The 15511-nt window shown below is 30.9% G+C and carries 15 protein-coding genes; 12 read left to right on the forward strand and 3 right to left on the reverse strand.

All coding sequences use genetic code 11. The features are described 5' to 3' along the window. Positions 1–37: 37 nt before the first annotated feature. From ACTG3V_RS07145 to ACTG3V_RS07155, 3 genes are read left to right on the forward strand one after another with little or no spacing between them, the layout of a single operon-like run. Positions 38–520: a relaxase/mobilization nuclease domain-containing protein gene (locus ACTG3V_RS07145; RefSeq protein ID WP_439131466.1), complete on the forward strand. Its 483-nt coding sequence runs from the start codon at positions 38–40 to the stop codon at positions 518–520. A 23-nt stretch (positions 521–543) separates the two neighbouring features. Then, positions 544–843: a hypothetical protein gene (locus ACTG3V_RS07150; RefSeq protein WP_439131467.1), complete on the forward strand. Its 300-nt coding sequence runs from the start codon at positions 544–546 to the stop codon at positions 841–843. 18 nt (positions 844–861) lie between these two features. After that, on the forward strand, positions 862–1368 hold the full coding sequence (locus ACTG3V_RS07155) for a DUF4240 domain-containing protein (RefSeq protein ID WP_439131468.1): 507 nt from the start codon (positions 862–864) through the stop codon (positions 1366–1368). 313 nt (positions 1369–1681) lie between these two features. Here the strand turns inward: ACTG3V_RS07155 and ACTG3V_RS07160 are convergent, their stop codons facing one another. Both ACTG3V_RS07160 and ACTG3V_RS07165 read right to left on the reverse strand, forming a co-directional pair. After that, positions 1682–2257 carry a hypothetical protein gene (locus ACTG3V_RS07160; RefSeq protein ID WP_439131469.1) on the reverse strand — a complete coding sequence of 192 codons (576 nt, stop codon included), beginning with the start codon at positions 2255–2257 and terminating at the stop codon, positions 1682–1684. 31 nt (positions 2258–2288) lie between these two features. After that, complete coding sequence (locus ACTG3V_RS07165) at positions 2289–2774, reverse strand: hypothetical protein (RefSeq protein WP_439131470.1); 486 nt, start codon at positions 2772–2774, stop codon at positions 2289–2291. A 122-nt stretch (positions 2775–2896) separates the two neighbouring features. On the opposite strand from ACTG3V_RS07165, the gene ACTG3V_RS07170 reads away from it, so the two are divergent. The 9 genes from ACTG3V_RS07170 (at position 2897) to ACTG3V_RS07210 (ending at position 14879) form a co-directional block, all read left to right on the forward strand. After that, positions 2897–3151: a helix-turn-helix domain-containing protein gene (locus ACTG3V_RS07170; protein WP_439131471.1), complete on the forward strand. Its 255-nt coding sequence runs from the start codon at positions 2897–2899 to the stop codon at positions 3149–3151. Positions 3152–3264: 113 nt separating this feature from the next. Then, positions 3265–6369 carry an HsdM family class I SAM-dependent methyltransferase gene (locus ACTG3V_RS07175; protein WP_439131473.1) on the forward strand — a complete coding sequence of 1035 codons (3105 nt, stop codon included), beginning with the start codon at positions 3265–3267 and terminating at the stop codon, positions 6367–6369. A 3-nt stretch (positions 6370–6372) separates the two neighbouring features. Next, positions 6373–6993, forward strand: a complete 621-nt coding sequence (locus ACTG3V_RS07180) for a hypothetical protein (RefSeq protein ID WP_439131474.1) — start codon at positions 6373–6375, stop codon at positions 6991–6993. A gap of 130 nt (positions 6994–7123) precedes the next feature. Beyond that, a complete protein-coding gene (locus ACTG3V_RS07185; protein WP_439131475.1) occupies positions 7124–8602 on the forward strand; it encodes a caspase family protein in 1479 nt (492 codons plus the stop codon). 49 nt (positions 8603–8651) lie between these two features. Next, positions 8652–11207: a sacsin N-terminal ATP-binding-like domain-containing protein gene (locus ACTG3V_RS07190; RefSeq protein WP_439131476.1), complete on the forward strand. Its 2556-nt coding sequence runs from the start codon at positions 8652–8654 to the stop codon at positions 11205–11207. 2 nt (positions 11208–11209) lie between these two features. After that, on the forward strand, positions 11210–11698 hold the full coding sequence (locus ACTG3V_RS07195; protein WP_439131477.1) for an AlbA family DNA-binding domain-containing protein: 489 nt from the start codon (positions 11210–11212) through the stop codon (positions 11696–11698). A 184-nt stretch (positions 11699–11882) separates the two neighbouring features. Beyond that, complete coding sequence (locus ACTG3V_RS07200; protein ID WP_439131478.1) at positions 11883–12281, forward strand: hypothetical protein; 399 nt, start codon at positions 11883–11885, stop codon at positions 12279–12281. A 791-nt stretch (positions 12282–13072) separates the two neighbouring features. Then, on the forward strand, positions 13073–14656 hold the full coding sequence (locus ACTG3V_RS07205) for a hypothetical protein (protein ID WP_439131479.1): 1584 nt from the start codon (positions 13073–13075) through the stop codon (positions 14654–14656). Position 14657: 1 nt separating this feature from the next. After that, complete coding sequence (locus ACTG3V_RS07210) at positions 14658–14879, forward strand: hypothetical protein (RefSeq protein WP_439131480.1); 222 nt, start codon at positions 14658–14660, stop codon at positions 14877–14879. A 204-nt stretch (positions 14880–15083) separates the two neighbouring features. Here ACTG3V_RS07210 and ACTG3V_RS07215 read toward each other — a convergent pair whose 3' ends face one another. Next, positions 15084–15482 carry a helix-turn-helix domain-containing protein gene (locus tag ACTG3V_RS07215; RefSeq protein WP_439131481.1) on the reverse strand — a complete coding sequence of 133 codons (399 nt, stop codon included), beginning with the start codon at positions 15480–15482 and terminating at the stop codon, positions 15084–15086. Positions 15483–15511: the final 29 nt, after the last annotated feature.

Consider the following 15511-nt stretch of genomic DNA (forward strand, 5'->3'; position numbering starts at 1 on the left):
AAAAGCCATTTCCCATAGGAGTCCCAAAAAAATCGCAATGCAAAAACTCATCCGTTATGTATTTGCACCAAAGAAATTGATAGACCACAAGCTCAACAGAAATCAACTCATCATAAAAAGAAATATTAGAGGCTATGATCCAGAAAAATGGGCTGATTTATTTCAACAAAACGATAAAAGCAGGATTTTTGAACATAAAAACAGGACAGTTTTAAGACACGAAATCGTTTCTTTCTCGCCAGAAGACAATTCAAAAATAACAAGAGAAACACTTCAAGATATTGCCAAATGGTATTTAAAGCATCGAAGTGATTCAATGGGTGTTTGTGGAGTGCATTGGGAGGAGTCGATACATCTTCATTTTATAATTTCAGGAGTTGGTATGGATGGTAAATCCACGAGAATCAGTAGGCAAGATTTTAAAGACTTTAAAATTAAATTACAAGATTATCAGCAAGAGCGATATCCAGAACTCTCAAAATCCATTGTAAATCACTCAAAAAAAAAGAAGTGGCGTTAAAACTTTCTCAAAAGGAGGAGCATATGAAAAAGAACAGAGGTGTGCTATCTGATAAGGAGCTATTGAGTGAACAAATTCAACAATTAGCCAAACAAGCTAATTCCTTAAATGAATTGGCAGAGAAAATTAAAGAATATAATATAGTTCCGTACTTCAGAAATCAGAAACTATCTGGGGTTTGGTTAAAAAACAGAAAATTTCGATTAAAAACATTGGGGATTGATAAATCCAAATTAAAAGAACTTACACAAGAGCAGAAGCGATTGGATGCATTGCAAAAACAACGCTATACTAAAGAGCAGGATAGAGATTTAGAAAGATAATTTAAGTAAAATAAAAGTATGGAAACCGAAGAATTTTGGAAGCATATTGAAGCCTCCAACCAACAAAAAAATAGTGTCGATAAGAACGACCAAGGAGATGCACTTTTAGAAATTTTAAACCAGCTAGATAAAGATAAGATTTTAGGATTTCATTTAAAGCTAACCGAATTAAGAAAAGAATTAGATACCCCTTTTTTTAATGATATTGCTTTTATGATGAAATATGGAGATAATAAGACCGCTTTAAGTGGTTTTAAAAACTGGGTTGTTGCTTTAGGAGAAAAACATTATGAAAAAACCAAAAAATCTCCAACACATTTATTGACTTTAGACGACCCTAAATTATTTGTTGTAGGAAGAGCTTATTTGAATGAGCTGGATTATATTACAAAAGTAGCCTACGAAGATATTAAAAAAGAAGGTGATTTGGATTGGTATGCTTTTGAGCAAAAGCATCGAAGGTTAGCACAAATTAAAAAGAATCAACAACGAGACAAGGATCAGAATCAAGAATTAGAAAGGTAATTATTATTACAGATTGGGAAAACAAAAAAGACAGCATGTGAAAGCATTCTGTCTTTTTTGTTGCAAAAGGATTGCAAAGGAAATTCCTTTGCCAAGATAGCAAGTTGAGAAAATGAAATTTGTAGCAATTTGCAATCTTGCAAAATTCATGAAAAATGAATTTTACGTTCCGCAGCTCGATGTCGCTAAAAGAAAACGCATTTTCGATTTACGCCATCGAGATTAAAAAATGTCCTAAAAGTGAGGAACGATTTAGGACATTTTTTTCTAAAGGACATTAGAACGATAGCAATAATGTTATTTCAAAAAACTACTATTTTCTAATTCTCCAACCAGTATCATATTTGATTAAGGTAATTTCTTTTTCCTCAATTTGCTTTTGATGGCATTGACTAGGAAAAGATTTTCGTCCTACCAGTCCAGCAAAAGGAGAAAGATCATACCGAATCTCTATCAAAACTTTTGCTTCTTTATCATTATTAGATAATGAAATGCCTAATACCTGACTTATGCTCGCAGTTGAATATAAAACCTTTGCTTTTTCCCCTCCAAAACCCATAGGTCTTTTCTCAAAGCCATATTCATAAGTTGCTCTTTCTAATGGGTGTATCTTGACTACAGTATGACCAGTTCTATCTAATTGTGATAATCGGTCTTTATAGCTAGAACTTGTTATAATTCCTTCTCTTTCTAGGGCTTTAATAACTTTTACATCTTCCTCGTAAGATTTCCATGTACTTCTTGTTGTTACATTAATCTCACAATAACAGTTTTGAGTAATATTATTAGCCTTAATAATTTTAAGAGCCTCAGTTTTTGTTAATTTTTGACTACAAGCATTTAATGTAAATGCTATCGAATAGATAATAAATAAGAATTGATTTTTCATTTTTTTAAGTTTTAAATAGTTTAATTAATTTTTAGAGTTGAAATGTTACCCCAACTTTCAATAATGAAAGTCCAATACCTATTTCTGAATTTAGATACAAAGCATCAGATAATTTATATCGACCACCTGCACCAATTTCATATAAAAAACCAGCAGTTAATCCACTAGCATATCCCATAGTGAGATGACTATAAAATTCAAATTTTTCGTCTTGGTAGAAATAGTAATTCATCAATCCACCAACGACAAAATTAGAAGTATCGTTGTCTATATCATTTCCAAAAGAATTTTCAATCTTTATGTTTAATGTAGAATACCCAATGAGACCACCTATAGAGAGATTGTCCCAAGGAAAGTATTCATAACTTCCATAAATTGCGGGAGTCTTAATGTCAAACCCTTCATTTTTTCCACCAATACCTAATTGAACGTTAGCAATTGATCTTCCTTCTTGTGCTTGTAGCCCAGTTATCAGGCATACAAGTGCTAAAAACAGTAGTTTTTGTGTTTTTTTCATAATGTAAAATTTTAAGTTATAAAGCAAACATAAGAAATAAATGTTTATAAAAGTGGTAAATTATAAGTGGTAACTTAAAAAATGATAAAAAGCCACCTTTGTTGGGAACAAATTCCATAAAAATGGCAAAAAAAGATAAAAAGGAAGCAAAAAAGCTTGATATTCGAATTGAACAAATTGCTAAAAAACTAGAAAAAATCAGAATTGAAAAAGGATATACTAGTTATGAAAACTTTGCTATTGAACACGGAATCACAAGAATGCAGTATTGGCGTATGGAAAAGGGGACTAATTTTACTTTTCAGAGCTTATTAAAAATATTGGATGCTCATCAAATGAGTTTGAGTGATTTTTTTGAAGATTTCAAAATGAATTAGAAGATATTTTTGATAATAAAAGGACTTCAATTATCAAAATCCCAAAATCATTTGTACCTTTGAAATTAATTTAGTAAGTAACAAATTATCAGATATTTTGGACAACTTTCGATATGATTGATTTTGATATAATAGAAAATTTAGGCTTGGACAAGGCCATATCTGTTACTTCGGAGTCTAATCAAATTTCTGAAAGTCAGTTAGTTGTAATCAATCAAGTAAAAGATTTTGGTGTTGATGAAATTTACTTCAGTACCGACGAAAATCATAACAGTTATCCCGCGGTTTTTTTAAAGAAGGTTCAGAAATTTGATGACTTAGCTCTTCGACAAGTTGCACTTGCTCAAAAAAAAATCTGGAACTTCAAAAAGGTAATTTTTCTTTATGTTTATTCGGAAACTGAAATCCGTATTTATAACTGTGCGGAAAAACCTCTTTTCATTAAATCAGATGATTTCGATTATAAGAAGGAGCTAAAAACACTCGAAATTGAGTCTTACAAGTTCAAAGATAAAACCAAACTTAAACAGCTTCAAAATCTTTTTTCTACCATCGCTATTGATACCGGAATTATATGGACATTGGAAGAAGCGTTTGAGATTAGAAAGAAAATAAGCCTTCAACGAAGGGTTGATAAATATCTTGTAGAAAGTCTTACTTATACTGCGAAACAATTACAAGCAGAAGGATTAGAAATAAATCTTATTCATAAAATAATAATGCGTTCTCTATTTCTTTTGTATTTAGAAGATAGAGGTGCTACAGATGCAAAATTTTATTCAGAAATAAAAAAAGGAGCACAATCCTATTTTGATATTTTAGACGATGAGGATAAAACTTTTTCACTTTTCCGTAAGTTAGAGGAATATTTCAATGGTAACGTTTTTACTGTAGATAGCGATGAATCAATTTCAAGAGAACATTTACAGCTAATTAAAAAGTGTTTTATTAACGGTAATGATAATTCATTACAGCAGAATCTTTTTGAAGATATACGCCTTTTTGATTTTAGCATTATCCAAATAGAATTATTAAGTGAAATCTATGAGAATTTTCTTGCAGAGATAAACCCTACTCTAAAACAAGATACAGGGACATATTATACACCACCTTCATTAGTTGAACTCATATTAAATGAGAAACTACCAATATCTAGGACAGAGAAGAATTTTAATGTTAAGGTATTAGACCCAACTTGTGGTTCGGGTATTTTTTTGGTGGAAAGTTTCAAACGTTTGGTTAAGCGCCACGAGAATGCTAATGCAGAAAAGCTTACAGACTTTAATGAGTTGAAAAAGCTACTAACGGATAATATATTTGGTGTTGAAATACACCCTCAGTCTATCAAGGTAGCAGCTTTTAGTCTTTATTTAGCTTTGGTAGATAACCTGAACCCTAAAACGATTTGGCAGAATAAAGATTATCGTTTGCCGTATCTGATAAATGACCCTGCGGATGACACCTTGGTGGAACAAGGTAATAATCTATTCCGTTGTGATACTATCAAGCAAAATCCAGAAGTAGAACAAATAAATTTTGATTTGGTGGTGGGAAATCCACCTTTTGGAACCAAGAATCTATCCCCAACTATTCGAGATTACAGCGATAAATACGAATTCGCAAAGGAAATGGTTCTTCCATTTCTACATAAGGCGACAACGTTTTCTGAAAATGGAGAAATTGCTTTAATTTTCAATACCAAAATACTTACCAATACCAAAATAACGTATCAAAATTTTAGAAAGTGGCTTTTCAATGAATGTTATGTAGAGAAGATTTATAATTTTTCGATTTTACGAAATGCACCTAAAAATTTTGGAGGTCAATTGTTTGGTTCGGCTACTGGACCAATTAGTATTGTGTTTTATAGAAAAAACCCGCCAAAGAAAAAATCTGATACAATTGTCTACTATGCGCCTAAGACTTATATCAAATCCAATGTTATTGAAGGAGTAAGCATTGATGGCACAGATTTGAAATATCTTCCGAGGGAAGAATGTAAAAAGCCAACTTCAAAAATTTGGAAAATTGCAATGTGGGGTGGAATTGGGGATATAAAATTGATTCGGAAACTAAATACTACAAGTAGTCTCGACCAGTTTATTTTGGATGAAAAAATTGATAAAGGCTCTGGATTACAGTTTTTGAACAATTCCACTAAAAATCCTAAAGTAGATAATGAGATTCCTGACAGATATATTGCGCCAAAGAATATAAGACGGTACGTTTCACACGTGTTTTCAGATTTGAATTCTGGACTTACTCAGAGTTCAAAGGAGATTTATGCTAAGCATTATGGTGTACAAGTAGATGATTTACCTACTATTAATGTCTTTAGACGAGTTGGAGCGAAAAAAACTTATTTTGCACCACATATTTTAATTAAGGAAGGCCTTTCTAATTGGAAAATTTGTGCTTCGTATGAAAATGAAGCTTGCTCGTTTAACAGTAAAGTCATAGGAATTAGTCATACCGATTCAAAATTACTCAAAGGGTTGACTTGTTTTATAAACTCAAAACTTGCCTACTATTACCTTTTCTTATGTTCTGCATCTATTGGAATAGAAAGGGAAGAAATCAAACCCAATGAACTTTATCGACTTCCATTTTCTTTCTCTAAAAAGAACCTCTATCATCTATCTGATATTTACGATAGGATGATGATTGATGCATCAAAAATTTTTAACACAAACACCAAAAAGTTTGAGCAAGAGATTGATAGTTATATATCCGAGTGTTTTAAATTTTCAATCGACGAAAGTTTAATCGTGGATAATTTTATAGAATTCACAATTCCATTATTAATAAAAAAGTATCAATACGTTCTTGGTCCAACTAACCCAAATGGAAATCAAGATTATGCATCGAAAGTTTCTCAGTATTTAAATGATTTTCTACAAAATCAGAATCTATATGCTAATTGCACCGTTTATGAAAATATAAAGCACTTCTCACCTTTAATGATAACCAAAGTTGCGTTTGAAGATTCTGAAAAAGACGTTTTAAAATCTAATGAGCAAATACACGATGTATTACGAGATTTGGATAAAGAACTATGGCAAAAGAAGGCAACTAACATATATTTCAGAAAAAAATTAAATTATAAAATAGGTAACGAGATTTTTATTGTTCGTCCCAATCAGAGGAGATTCTGGACTCAATCGATGGCGATTGAAGATGCATCAGAGTTAATACTGGAAATCCTTAATGAAGTATAAGAAATGGGATTAAACAAAGTAATAGTTGCTGGCTTCAAAAGAGGCTTTGAAGAAAAATGCTTTCGGCTGATAACAGAATCTTATGTTTCAGCTATGGAAACCAAAGTCATCAAACTAAACTGGGATGAAAATGACGTTACCTCTGAGCTTCATCGGCATATTCAAGATAATCCGCTAAGGTTAGATTGGAATATCCATTCCAATGTAGAGAAACACCTTCCTAAAGAAGACATAAAGAAAGAAAAAGGCTTTGCAGCTAAATTGCCCAGAATTGACCTAACATTTGCGGTTATTAGCTCTAAACTAGAATATAACTATAATATGGAGGCTAAAAACTTAAAGGAAAAGGATTCTGGTCTAAAGCGACGTTATGTTAATACTGGAATTAACAACTTTGTTTCAAAAAAATATGAGAACGGATGCTTACTTGGATATGTACTTGAAGGAGATTTGGACAAAACGGTAGATGGAGTTAATAAGCTTTTAAAGAAAGACAAAAGAGAGCCTGAATTTTTGAAAGTAAAGACACACGATTTACACGATTCATATTATGAATCGGAACATAATGATAGCTTTATTCTAAAACACTTTATGTTTGATTTTAGTTCGCTTTATAGCGCTTAGAATTTGATATAGTGTTGTTAAACTGTAATTTAAGCGATAAGGCATCCAATAGAATATTTATAAAACTTGGATTTGAAACTGTTTGCAGAACAGATGATTGCGTAGTCCTACAATAACTAAGAATGTAAAAATGAAAAATTATTTAGGACTTATTATTGCTGTCGAAGAATACAATGATTCTAAGAAAATATCAAAAGTAAAATTCGCTAATAACGATGCTAAGAAATTTAGAGATAGCCTAATAAGTTTAGGCTGCAAAAAGAGTAATCTTGAATTGTTGGATGGTACAAAGACCACTAAAACCACGATTGAAAACAAAATAAGAAATCTCTCTCGAACTGCTAAGTCCTATGATACCATGATTTTGTATTACGCAGGTCACGGTTTTTTTGTTGAGGGTGTTAATAAAATATCTTGTGTAGATACTGAACTAGATAGTCTCGAAACTTCAACTATTTCAATAACCTCAATTATATCACAACTTGAAAAAAGTGAATCAACTAGAGTTATTGTCTTTTTAGATTGTTGCCATAGTGGAATAAAATTTAGTGAAATAGAAAGAAGCCCCATAAGCTATTTTTCAACAGATGATTTAAAGTATAATTATAGAGATGCGGAGCATTTAATTGTATTTGCATCTTGCAAGAGTGATGAGAAATCACAAGCTGATATGGAATACAAACACGGTGTGTGGTCATATTTTTTAATTCAAGCTTTACAGGGTAATGCAAAGGATATTTATACTGAGAATCTATTATTTAGTGACCAATTGCAGAAATATCTTAAACATCATACATCGAAAAGAGTAAAATTTATAACACCTGAAAAGAAGAATCAAACACCAGTTAAATTCGGTAAAGAAACAGATGAAAAATTTATTGTAGCAGATTTGACCAAAGTTTTTGAAAGTAGAAAAATTGAAGCAAAAGCAAAAGGGTTTAAGTTTAAAGAAGCTGTGTTTTCTTATTCTGAAGAAGACTACGTGCGAAAACTTCCTGGTTTTAAGGTTGGTAATAAGACCCCAAAAATAATCGATGATTATCACGAGAGTTGGATTCAAAAAATCGCAAAAGAACTCATTCGTGAAGAATTGGATGATGTTACAGAATTATTGAGAAGAATTTTAAAATTGAAACTCAAAGATTTTCAAGAAACTATAATTGAAAATGGGTATGGTCAACTCTCAACGGTTTATTTCGACTATGTAGTTGGTGTAACTCAATCAGAAACTTCAGCAGATGAATACGTGCTAAAAAGAAGCATAGAAAACTTCAAAAATAGTGACACCATTGGTAGTGAAGAATTTAATAACGCTTTTGAGAAGGACTTTGATACGTTGACATTAAAAATGGATAAAGATATAGATATCGAAGACTTGATTAATCATATTGAAGATATAGGTAATCCAGACATAATCGTTGTAGATTATTCTACTAGCGATTTATCAAAGTGCACTGTAGAAATTTCTGGATTTGAAGGTTCAATTCATTTTGAAGTTGATGAAATACAAATTATGGTCAACAAGAATACATCGCCCAAAAATTTAGTAGCATCTTTTCAAAATGTTTATAAGGAACTTGGAAGCAGGGGCTATCTAAAACTAACTTAATTATCCCAAATCATTACTATAAAATATAGCATAATGGCAGCTAATAAATATGATACAATCAATAGAAGAAGGCAGAAAAGAAGACGGTAACAGGTCTATTGCCGATAAAATAAAAAAACGATTACACAATCTAGATAAGACCGTAGAGAACAATCAAGGGCGATGGGCTTGGGAACTTTTGCAAAACGCCAAAGACAGCATCGCAGATTATCCTGATAGAAAAATATCTGTGCAAATAGAATTGGATGAAAACCAAGTGGTTTTTCGGCATAATGGTACTCATTTTACAGAAAAAGACATAAGAGGTTTAATTAATCAAATTTCATCCAAAGAAGTTGAGGAAGGAGAGCAGACTAATCGAACTGGTCGTTTTGGGACAGGGTTTCTAACTACTCATTTACTTTCAAAAGTTATTGATATATCTGGTATAGTAGAGACGGATGATTTTGAGTTGTACCGTTTTCAATTTCCTTTGGATAGAGAAGGAAGCACAACAACTCAGTTAGTTCCTAAAATCGAAAGCGCTTGGGAGGGGTTTCATAATTCAACAAAAGAAATAGAAAATGGGTATGACCAAAAGGAGTATAATACATCCTTCAAGTATCATTTGCATACTGAACACCAAAAGGAAATAGCAAGAGTTGGCACAGAAGAGTTTATGAAACTGATTCCGTACGTATTGACCTTTATACAAAATATTGAAAAAGTTGAAATCCTAGACAATGTTCAAAACGAGGTCTTGGCATTCTCTAAAGCTGGGCCAAGCGATGACGAATCTATACTTACCATTCAAAAAAACTGCAATGGAATAATTTCCCAAATCCATATTTTAAATGCTACAGATTCAAAAATTACAGTTGCATCCGAAATTGAAAAAGTGGACAGAGGTTATGAGATAAAGAGTCATAAAGATATTCCAAAGTTGTTTTGCGATTTCCCCCTTATTGGCACAGAAGCATTTCATTTTCCTGTGATAGTAAATAGTTTTTATTTTAATCCACAAATTGAAAGAGATGGAATTTGGCTAAAGGGAAGTGATGATTCTGAAGTGTTAGAAAATCAATCTTTACTAGTGGAAGCCTTGAAGCTTTACAAATCGATTTTAGATAAAGTGTCATCTGAAAATTTTTATAATATTTTCAATATGGCAAACTCGAAATTACCCGATACAGCTGAGAAATATTTTGATGAAAGATGGTATAGGGATAGCATTCAAAACCCTTTAAGAACTTGTTTGCTTACCAAGCCTATCATTGAATTAGAAAGTAATTCAAAGGAAAAAAAACTACCTAAAGATGTGTGGTTTCCCTCTAGAAGCTTTTCCAAAGACATCCGCGAAAAGCTTTGGCAATATACCTATGATTTGTATAATGATGCTGTATGTAAGCAGAGTCATATACAACAATGGGTAGAAGTATCTTGGTCAGATTGGAATTCGCTAGATTATAAAGAACTAGCAAAAGATTTAGAAAAGCAAGGTAGCATAGAAAAGCTGAGCGAAGAACTGGACAAGGACGAAACTGAGACTTTCAAATGGTTTAATGAAGTTGCCGGATTTATTTTTTTAGTATCTAATAATGCTACACTCTTTGAAGACTTTGCAATTATACCCAATAAGGAGGGTGCTTTTTGTTTTAAGTCAGATTTATTTATAGATAATATTGACGATGAGGAATTAATAAGTATTCTTAAGTTTCTTGGAAAAAACTGGAATGAATTACTGCTCAATAAAAAAGCACATTTTGGGGCAAAATATTATAAGAAAGAGAAAAAAGATATTGCAAATGAAATATCTGCATTAGTAAAAAATGCAAATACTGAAGATGAAAATATAATTTCTGCAATTAGCCGTCTTTCAGAATGGTTTGAAGTGCAGAATCCAAAAGAGTGTCAAGAGTTTTTTGGAGAAACCTACAGGCAAAGGGCTAAACTCTTTATGAACACAATTAAAGATAAGGAAAACCTCTACAAAGTTATGCGGAGTAAGGCAGATTTGTCTCAACTTTCGAAAGTAGCTAAGGCTCTTGAAGACGACCCTAATTTGCTGCAAACATTTCAACAAGCAGAGCAACTTTCAGGATTGTTGAAAGAATACGATGTTACAAGTTTGGATGCATTAAAATCCGTTTTAGAAAACTCAAAAGGGCATCATATAAAAGCAGAAATTACCCAAGAAGATTTGGCAGGTTTGGGTGTGACTTCGATGGACGAATTGGAAGAAGCTCTAAAGGATAGAGATTTAGCTGCTCTATTTAATCATACTTCTAGGCCAAATGTCAATATGTTTCTATATGCTCAACAATTGATAGAACGCTCAAAACAAAATATCATTGAGTTCTTGAAAGACCACAAAGATTATGATTGTGAAGATATTGACGAATTAGCAACGACTGTTTTAGGTGGTATCAAAAAAAATGGAATAGATGTTCATATTGTAATAAGACCGTCTGATAATGGACAAGTAATAGTCTTTTATTCTTCAGAAAAAGACACCTTAGATTACACTAACGCAGAGCTATGGATTGATAATGGTAAGGACAACCCAAGACATTTAACTTTGGGAACTATACTAAAAACTACAGGTATTAATAAAATCCCAGTTTAATTATGGATTGGATTGAAGACATAAAAAAAATGGTTGGAGGACCAGAGAGCCAAACCTTAGAATACAAGGCAGTACTACCGCCCTCTAGAAATGTAGCACAAATATTATGTTCTTTTGCTAATACAGAGGGTGGATTTCTCATTTTAGGTGTTACGGATGATTCAAAGATTAATGGTCTGAGCGAGGATTTTCACGCCAATACAATTACTCATAAGGCTTTGGATTTATTAACCCCTAAACCGAACATTGAATACCAATACATAAACATTGAAGACAAAAAGCTATATGCTATAAAAGTAGATAAATCTGATTCAATAGTTTCCGTTGAAGGTAAGGTATACGTCCGAAAAGAGAATAGAACAAAGCTTGCCGACCCTTTTACAGTTAATTTTAATAAGGGCGGTTACGAAAGAATAAAACAAATCAATTCTCATTTAGAAGAGTTGAAGAACAATGCTACATACGCTAAAATTAGTTTTATAGAGCATTGATCAAAGTATTTTAAAAATTGTAGATGATTTAGGGGATATTTTATATCCTGAAAGCCCTGAAAATCCAACAACCAATCAAGAAGGTAAGATTCTTAGCAGGATTTTGTTTTCCTCTGTAGTAGACAACTTTGAAACCTATCTTTCAGACCTATTATACGAGATTTTTCTTGCCTATCCTGAAACCTTGAAATCACAACAAACTGTTACAATTGAAGAAGTACTCAATTGTTCCGACTTACAAGACTTTGTGAAGTTTTGGGCAAAACAGAAAATAGGTAAACTTCAAAAAGGTAGCGTAAGGGGCTTCATAAAAGATACTAAACAGATTAGAGACTTGCAGGTTTTGGATAAAGATGAGGAAAATAAAATTGAAAAAATCTTGCAAATCAGGCATTTATACGCCCACCGAAATGGAATAGTGGATGAGAAGTTCCTTCAGTTTTTTACAGGCGAATTTGTAATTGGTTCTGAACATCAAATGGATATAAAGAAAGTATTTGAAAAATTAGATTACTTGACTGACGTAGTAAATAGAATGGATATTAGGGCTATGGATAAATACACATTATCCAATGCAAATTAATTTTTATTTTCGATTAAATATTCAAGATGTTTTTGTGTGTAGTGATGTTTTTTATCATAATCATAATTAAAGATAAGATTGTTTCAATTTCTATAAACGTGTATTAAACTTAACCTCTTGATTCGACTCAAGACTATCCTTTTTAATAATAGTATTATTTATCAAATTGATAAATATCGAAAAGGAAAAGATTTTTTTGACCATCTTTTAAGAAGAAAAACCAAATCAAAAAAATGAGGCATAGTGTAGTCGAATTATTAAAGGGGCTGAGTAAGGATTATAATTTCTATTTAATACTACAAAGTGGACAAAGAAAATGAAATGCAATATTTATTGTTCAAACAAGTCTTATAAAAGCTATTGATTTTAAAAAAGTATAAATTGCATAATATTCTTTTTTAAAAACTGAACTTATAGTACTTATTTGAAAGTTAAGATAATGCTTAATAGAAGCAAGTTCATAAAAAAGATGTAGTTCTGGATATTCCTAATCTTTCCAATAGTATTCGATTGAACTTGGGATTTGACTAGAAAAAATATTTGTAAGAAATTTCTTTTACAGACCAAAGGCGTATTTAATTTTAATACAGAGATGATACTTTTGTGTTTTTCCATTACATACTTTTAGAGTTAAATAAATTTTAAAAAACAATCTTTTTAGTTATTTTTAAATTTAATCTTTTTTGTAAATAATAGAGATTGTCAAAATTCATTAATCTTGTTGAAAGATGCATAGTAAAACCGTTTTTTACATAATTTAATTTAAAATTTATTTACATAAATTCGCACTAATGATTACAACACCTATTAGAGCAGAAGGTGCATTATCCGATGTTTCTGGACTGATTAAGGATATAGCTATAGAAGTTAGAAATGCTGAATTTTTATTAGCAAGTGAGCGTATTGATATTTTTTTTGAAATAAATAAATTTAAAGAAAATTTATTTTGTCATATTGAATACCCTTATGTTGATTATCAATATCGAGATGCATTTTATTATTACCATTCCTCGAAGAATTCACATACTGAAAAAGATTGTATACGAATAAGTTTTTTTAATTTCAAATACAATTATGACAACCCCTACGATGAGCTTTCAAAAACTAATGGTTATTTAGGTTTTTTAGTAGTTAGACCTACAAATAGAAATTCATTTGGACGAATGAACTTATCTCCTGAAGTATTTAATCTTCCACCATTAGAACTTTTATTGATGACGATTAACGCTACAGTAAGAGGAGTTCGTCTTGAAACTAAAGTGTTTCCAACTTCTGGACAAGATGGAGAATTACATAGTTGTAGTGAAACCTCACTATTGAGTGTATCAAAATATTTTGCAAAATACTCAGAATTTAAATCTGAAAACGCATCATATATAGAAAATGAAGTAAATAAATTACGCTTTGAACAAACACCACCTGGAAATGGTTTAAAACAAAATGAAATCTCATATATTCTAAAAAAAGCAGGTTTTGGAGTTCGTAACTATTTTAGATCAAAAAATAATGCTAGTGTGTTCAAATTAGCTTTTAATGACTATGTAGAATCTGGAATACCCGTTATTGTAGTGTTGTCGAAAACGATACCGCAATCGATATTTTTTAATAAAGATAATTTACAAGGTAAAATAAAAAATAGAACTCAATCTCCAGCCGTATCACACTCTTTAGTTTGTATAGGGCATAAAGATTCTACCTTAGATGAATTCAAAATAAAGACCCAAAAAGTCCCATCAGGTGATTATAAAGATAAAATGATTATTAACTATATTGATTCAATAAAAAAGCAACGTTCATATGTTTATATAGATGACGAGTATGCACCTTACAGGTTAGGTAATTTTGAGAACCCTATAAAGGATTATGCAAATAATGAAGACAGTGAAGAGTATTATATTTCAGGTTTTGTTGTTCCTTTAGCCTCTAGAATAAGAATGGATTCTGTTCGTATAAGAAGAATTTATAAGGAACATATTGTTTCGGATAAAAAACTATTATTAACTAAGGGTATTATTGAATACGGAAAATATCCACTTATTAATAGGTATCTTATCACAACTTCAAAAGCTATAAAAAACTTTTATTGCACAGATTCAAAAATAGGCAAAGAATTCAAATTAATTATAGATTCCTTACATTTGCCTCGTTTTATTTGGTTGATAGAGTGCATTGATGTTGATAAGTCTTTTGATAAACAGGTAGTTGGATTTGTAATTTTAGATCCAAATACCCCTATCTTTCCAAATACTATTTTATTTCAATATTTTGATGGAAAATGTCAAATTAACACAATAGAAGAAATGAGATATAATGAACAAAAGGAAGTTGGAAAACAACACTTAAAACGTTATTCTCAAAATTTAAATACTATATAATATGCTAGAACAACAAAAAAAATACGTTTCAAAGACGACAAAAGGAATATATAAACCATTAGAAGATATATTTAGAGATGGTGAAAAAATTGAAAAAATGTCTTTAAAAGAATTACTTGAAGCCTCAGAGAAAATGAATGAAATTGAATTGCAAGTTAGAGCTCAAGAGGCTGAGGCTATGTTCAACAATGACAAATTCATAATTACTGGCATTAAACATTAAAAATAATTCAAGGGTTAATTTAATTAATCCTTTTTTTTAGAATAATTATTAAACAAAGAAATTCTAAAATTTTCTTAAAATAAATATCTCATTTAAAGATTTAATTTAGAAATAGTTTATTGAAAAAATCTTTTTTAAAATTTGAAGTATTGATGTAAAAAGATTAGAAACACATAAACACTATCGGTTGTTGCTATTCTTTTATTACCTAACCTTTTTTTCACGAACCTCTTTCAACTCCTCCAATCGCTTATTCATTTTAATATCTTGATTCCTTTCAAGATTACCTTTTTCAATAATAGTATCAATCATCAAATTAATAATTTTCTGATTATACTCACTCAAAGATTCAATTCTCAAAATTCTATCATGCAAAGAATTAGATTTTACATCAGCATCATTTAAAAGAGAGTAAATATCGATTTCCAAAGCCTTTGCAATTTTATCAACTGTTTCAATAGTCGGTGTAACTTTCATTCCTTCTATTCTACTGTAAGTAGAAGCAAGCATTCCTGCTTTCTCTCCTACTTTTTGCTGATTATAGCCCTTATTCTTTCGAATTCTTTTTAAATTTTCTGATAAGATTTCTTGAATTGTTTTCAAAATGATTGAATTTTATCCAAATATAAATA

Source organism: Polaribacter sp. (assembly GCF_965660385.1).
GTDB lineage: Bacteria > Bacteroidota > Bacteroidia > Flavobacteriales > Flavobacteriaceae > Polaribacter.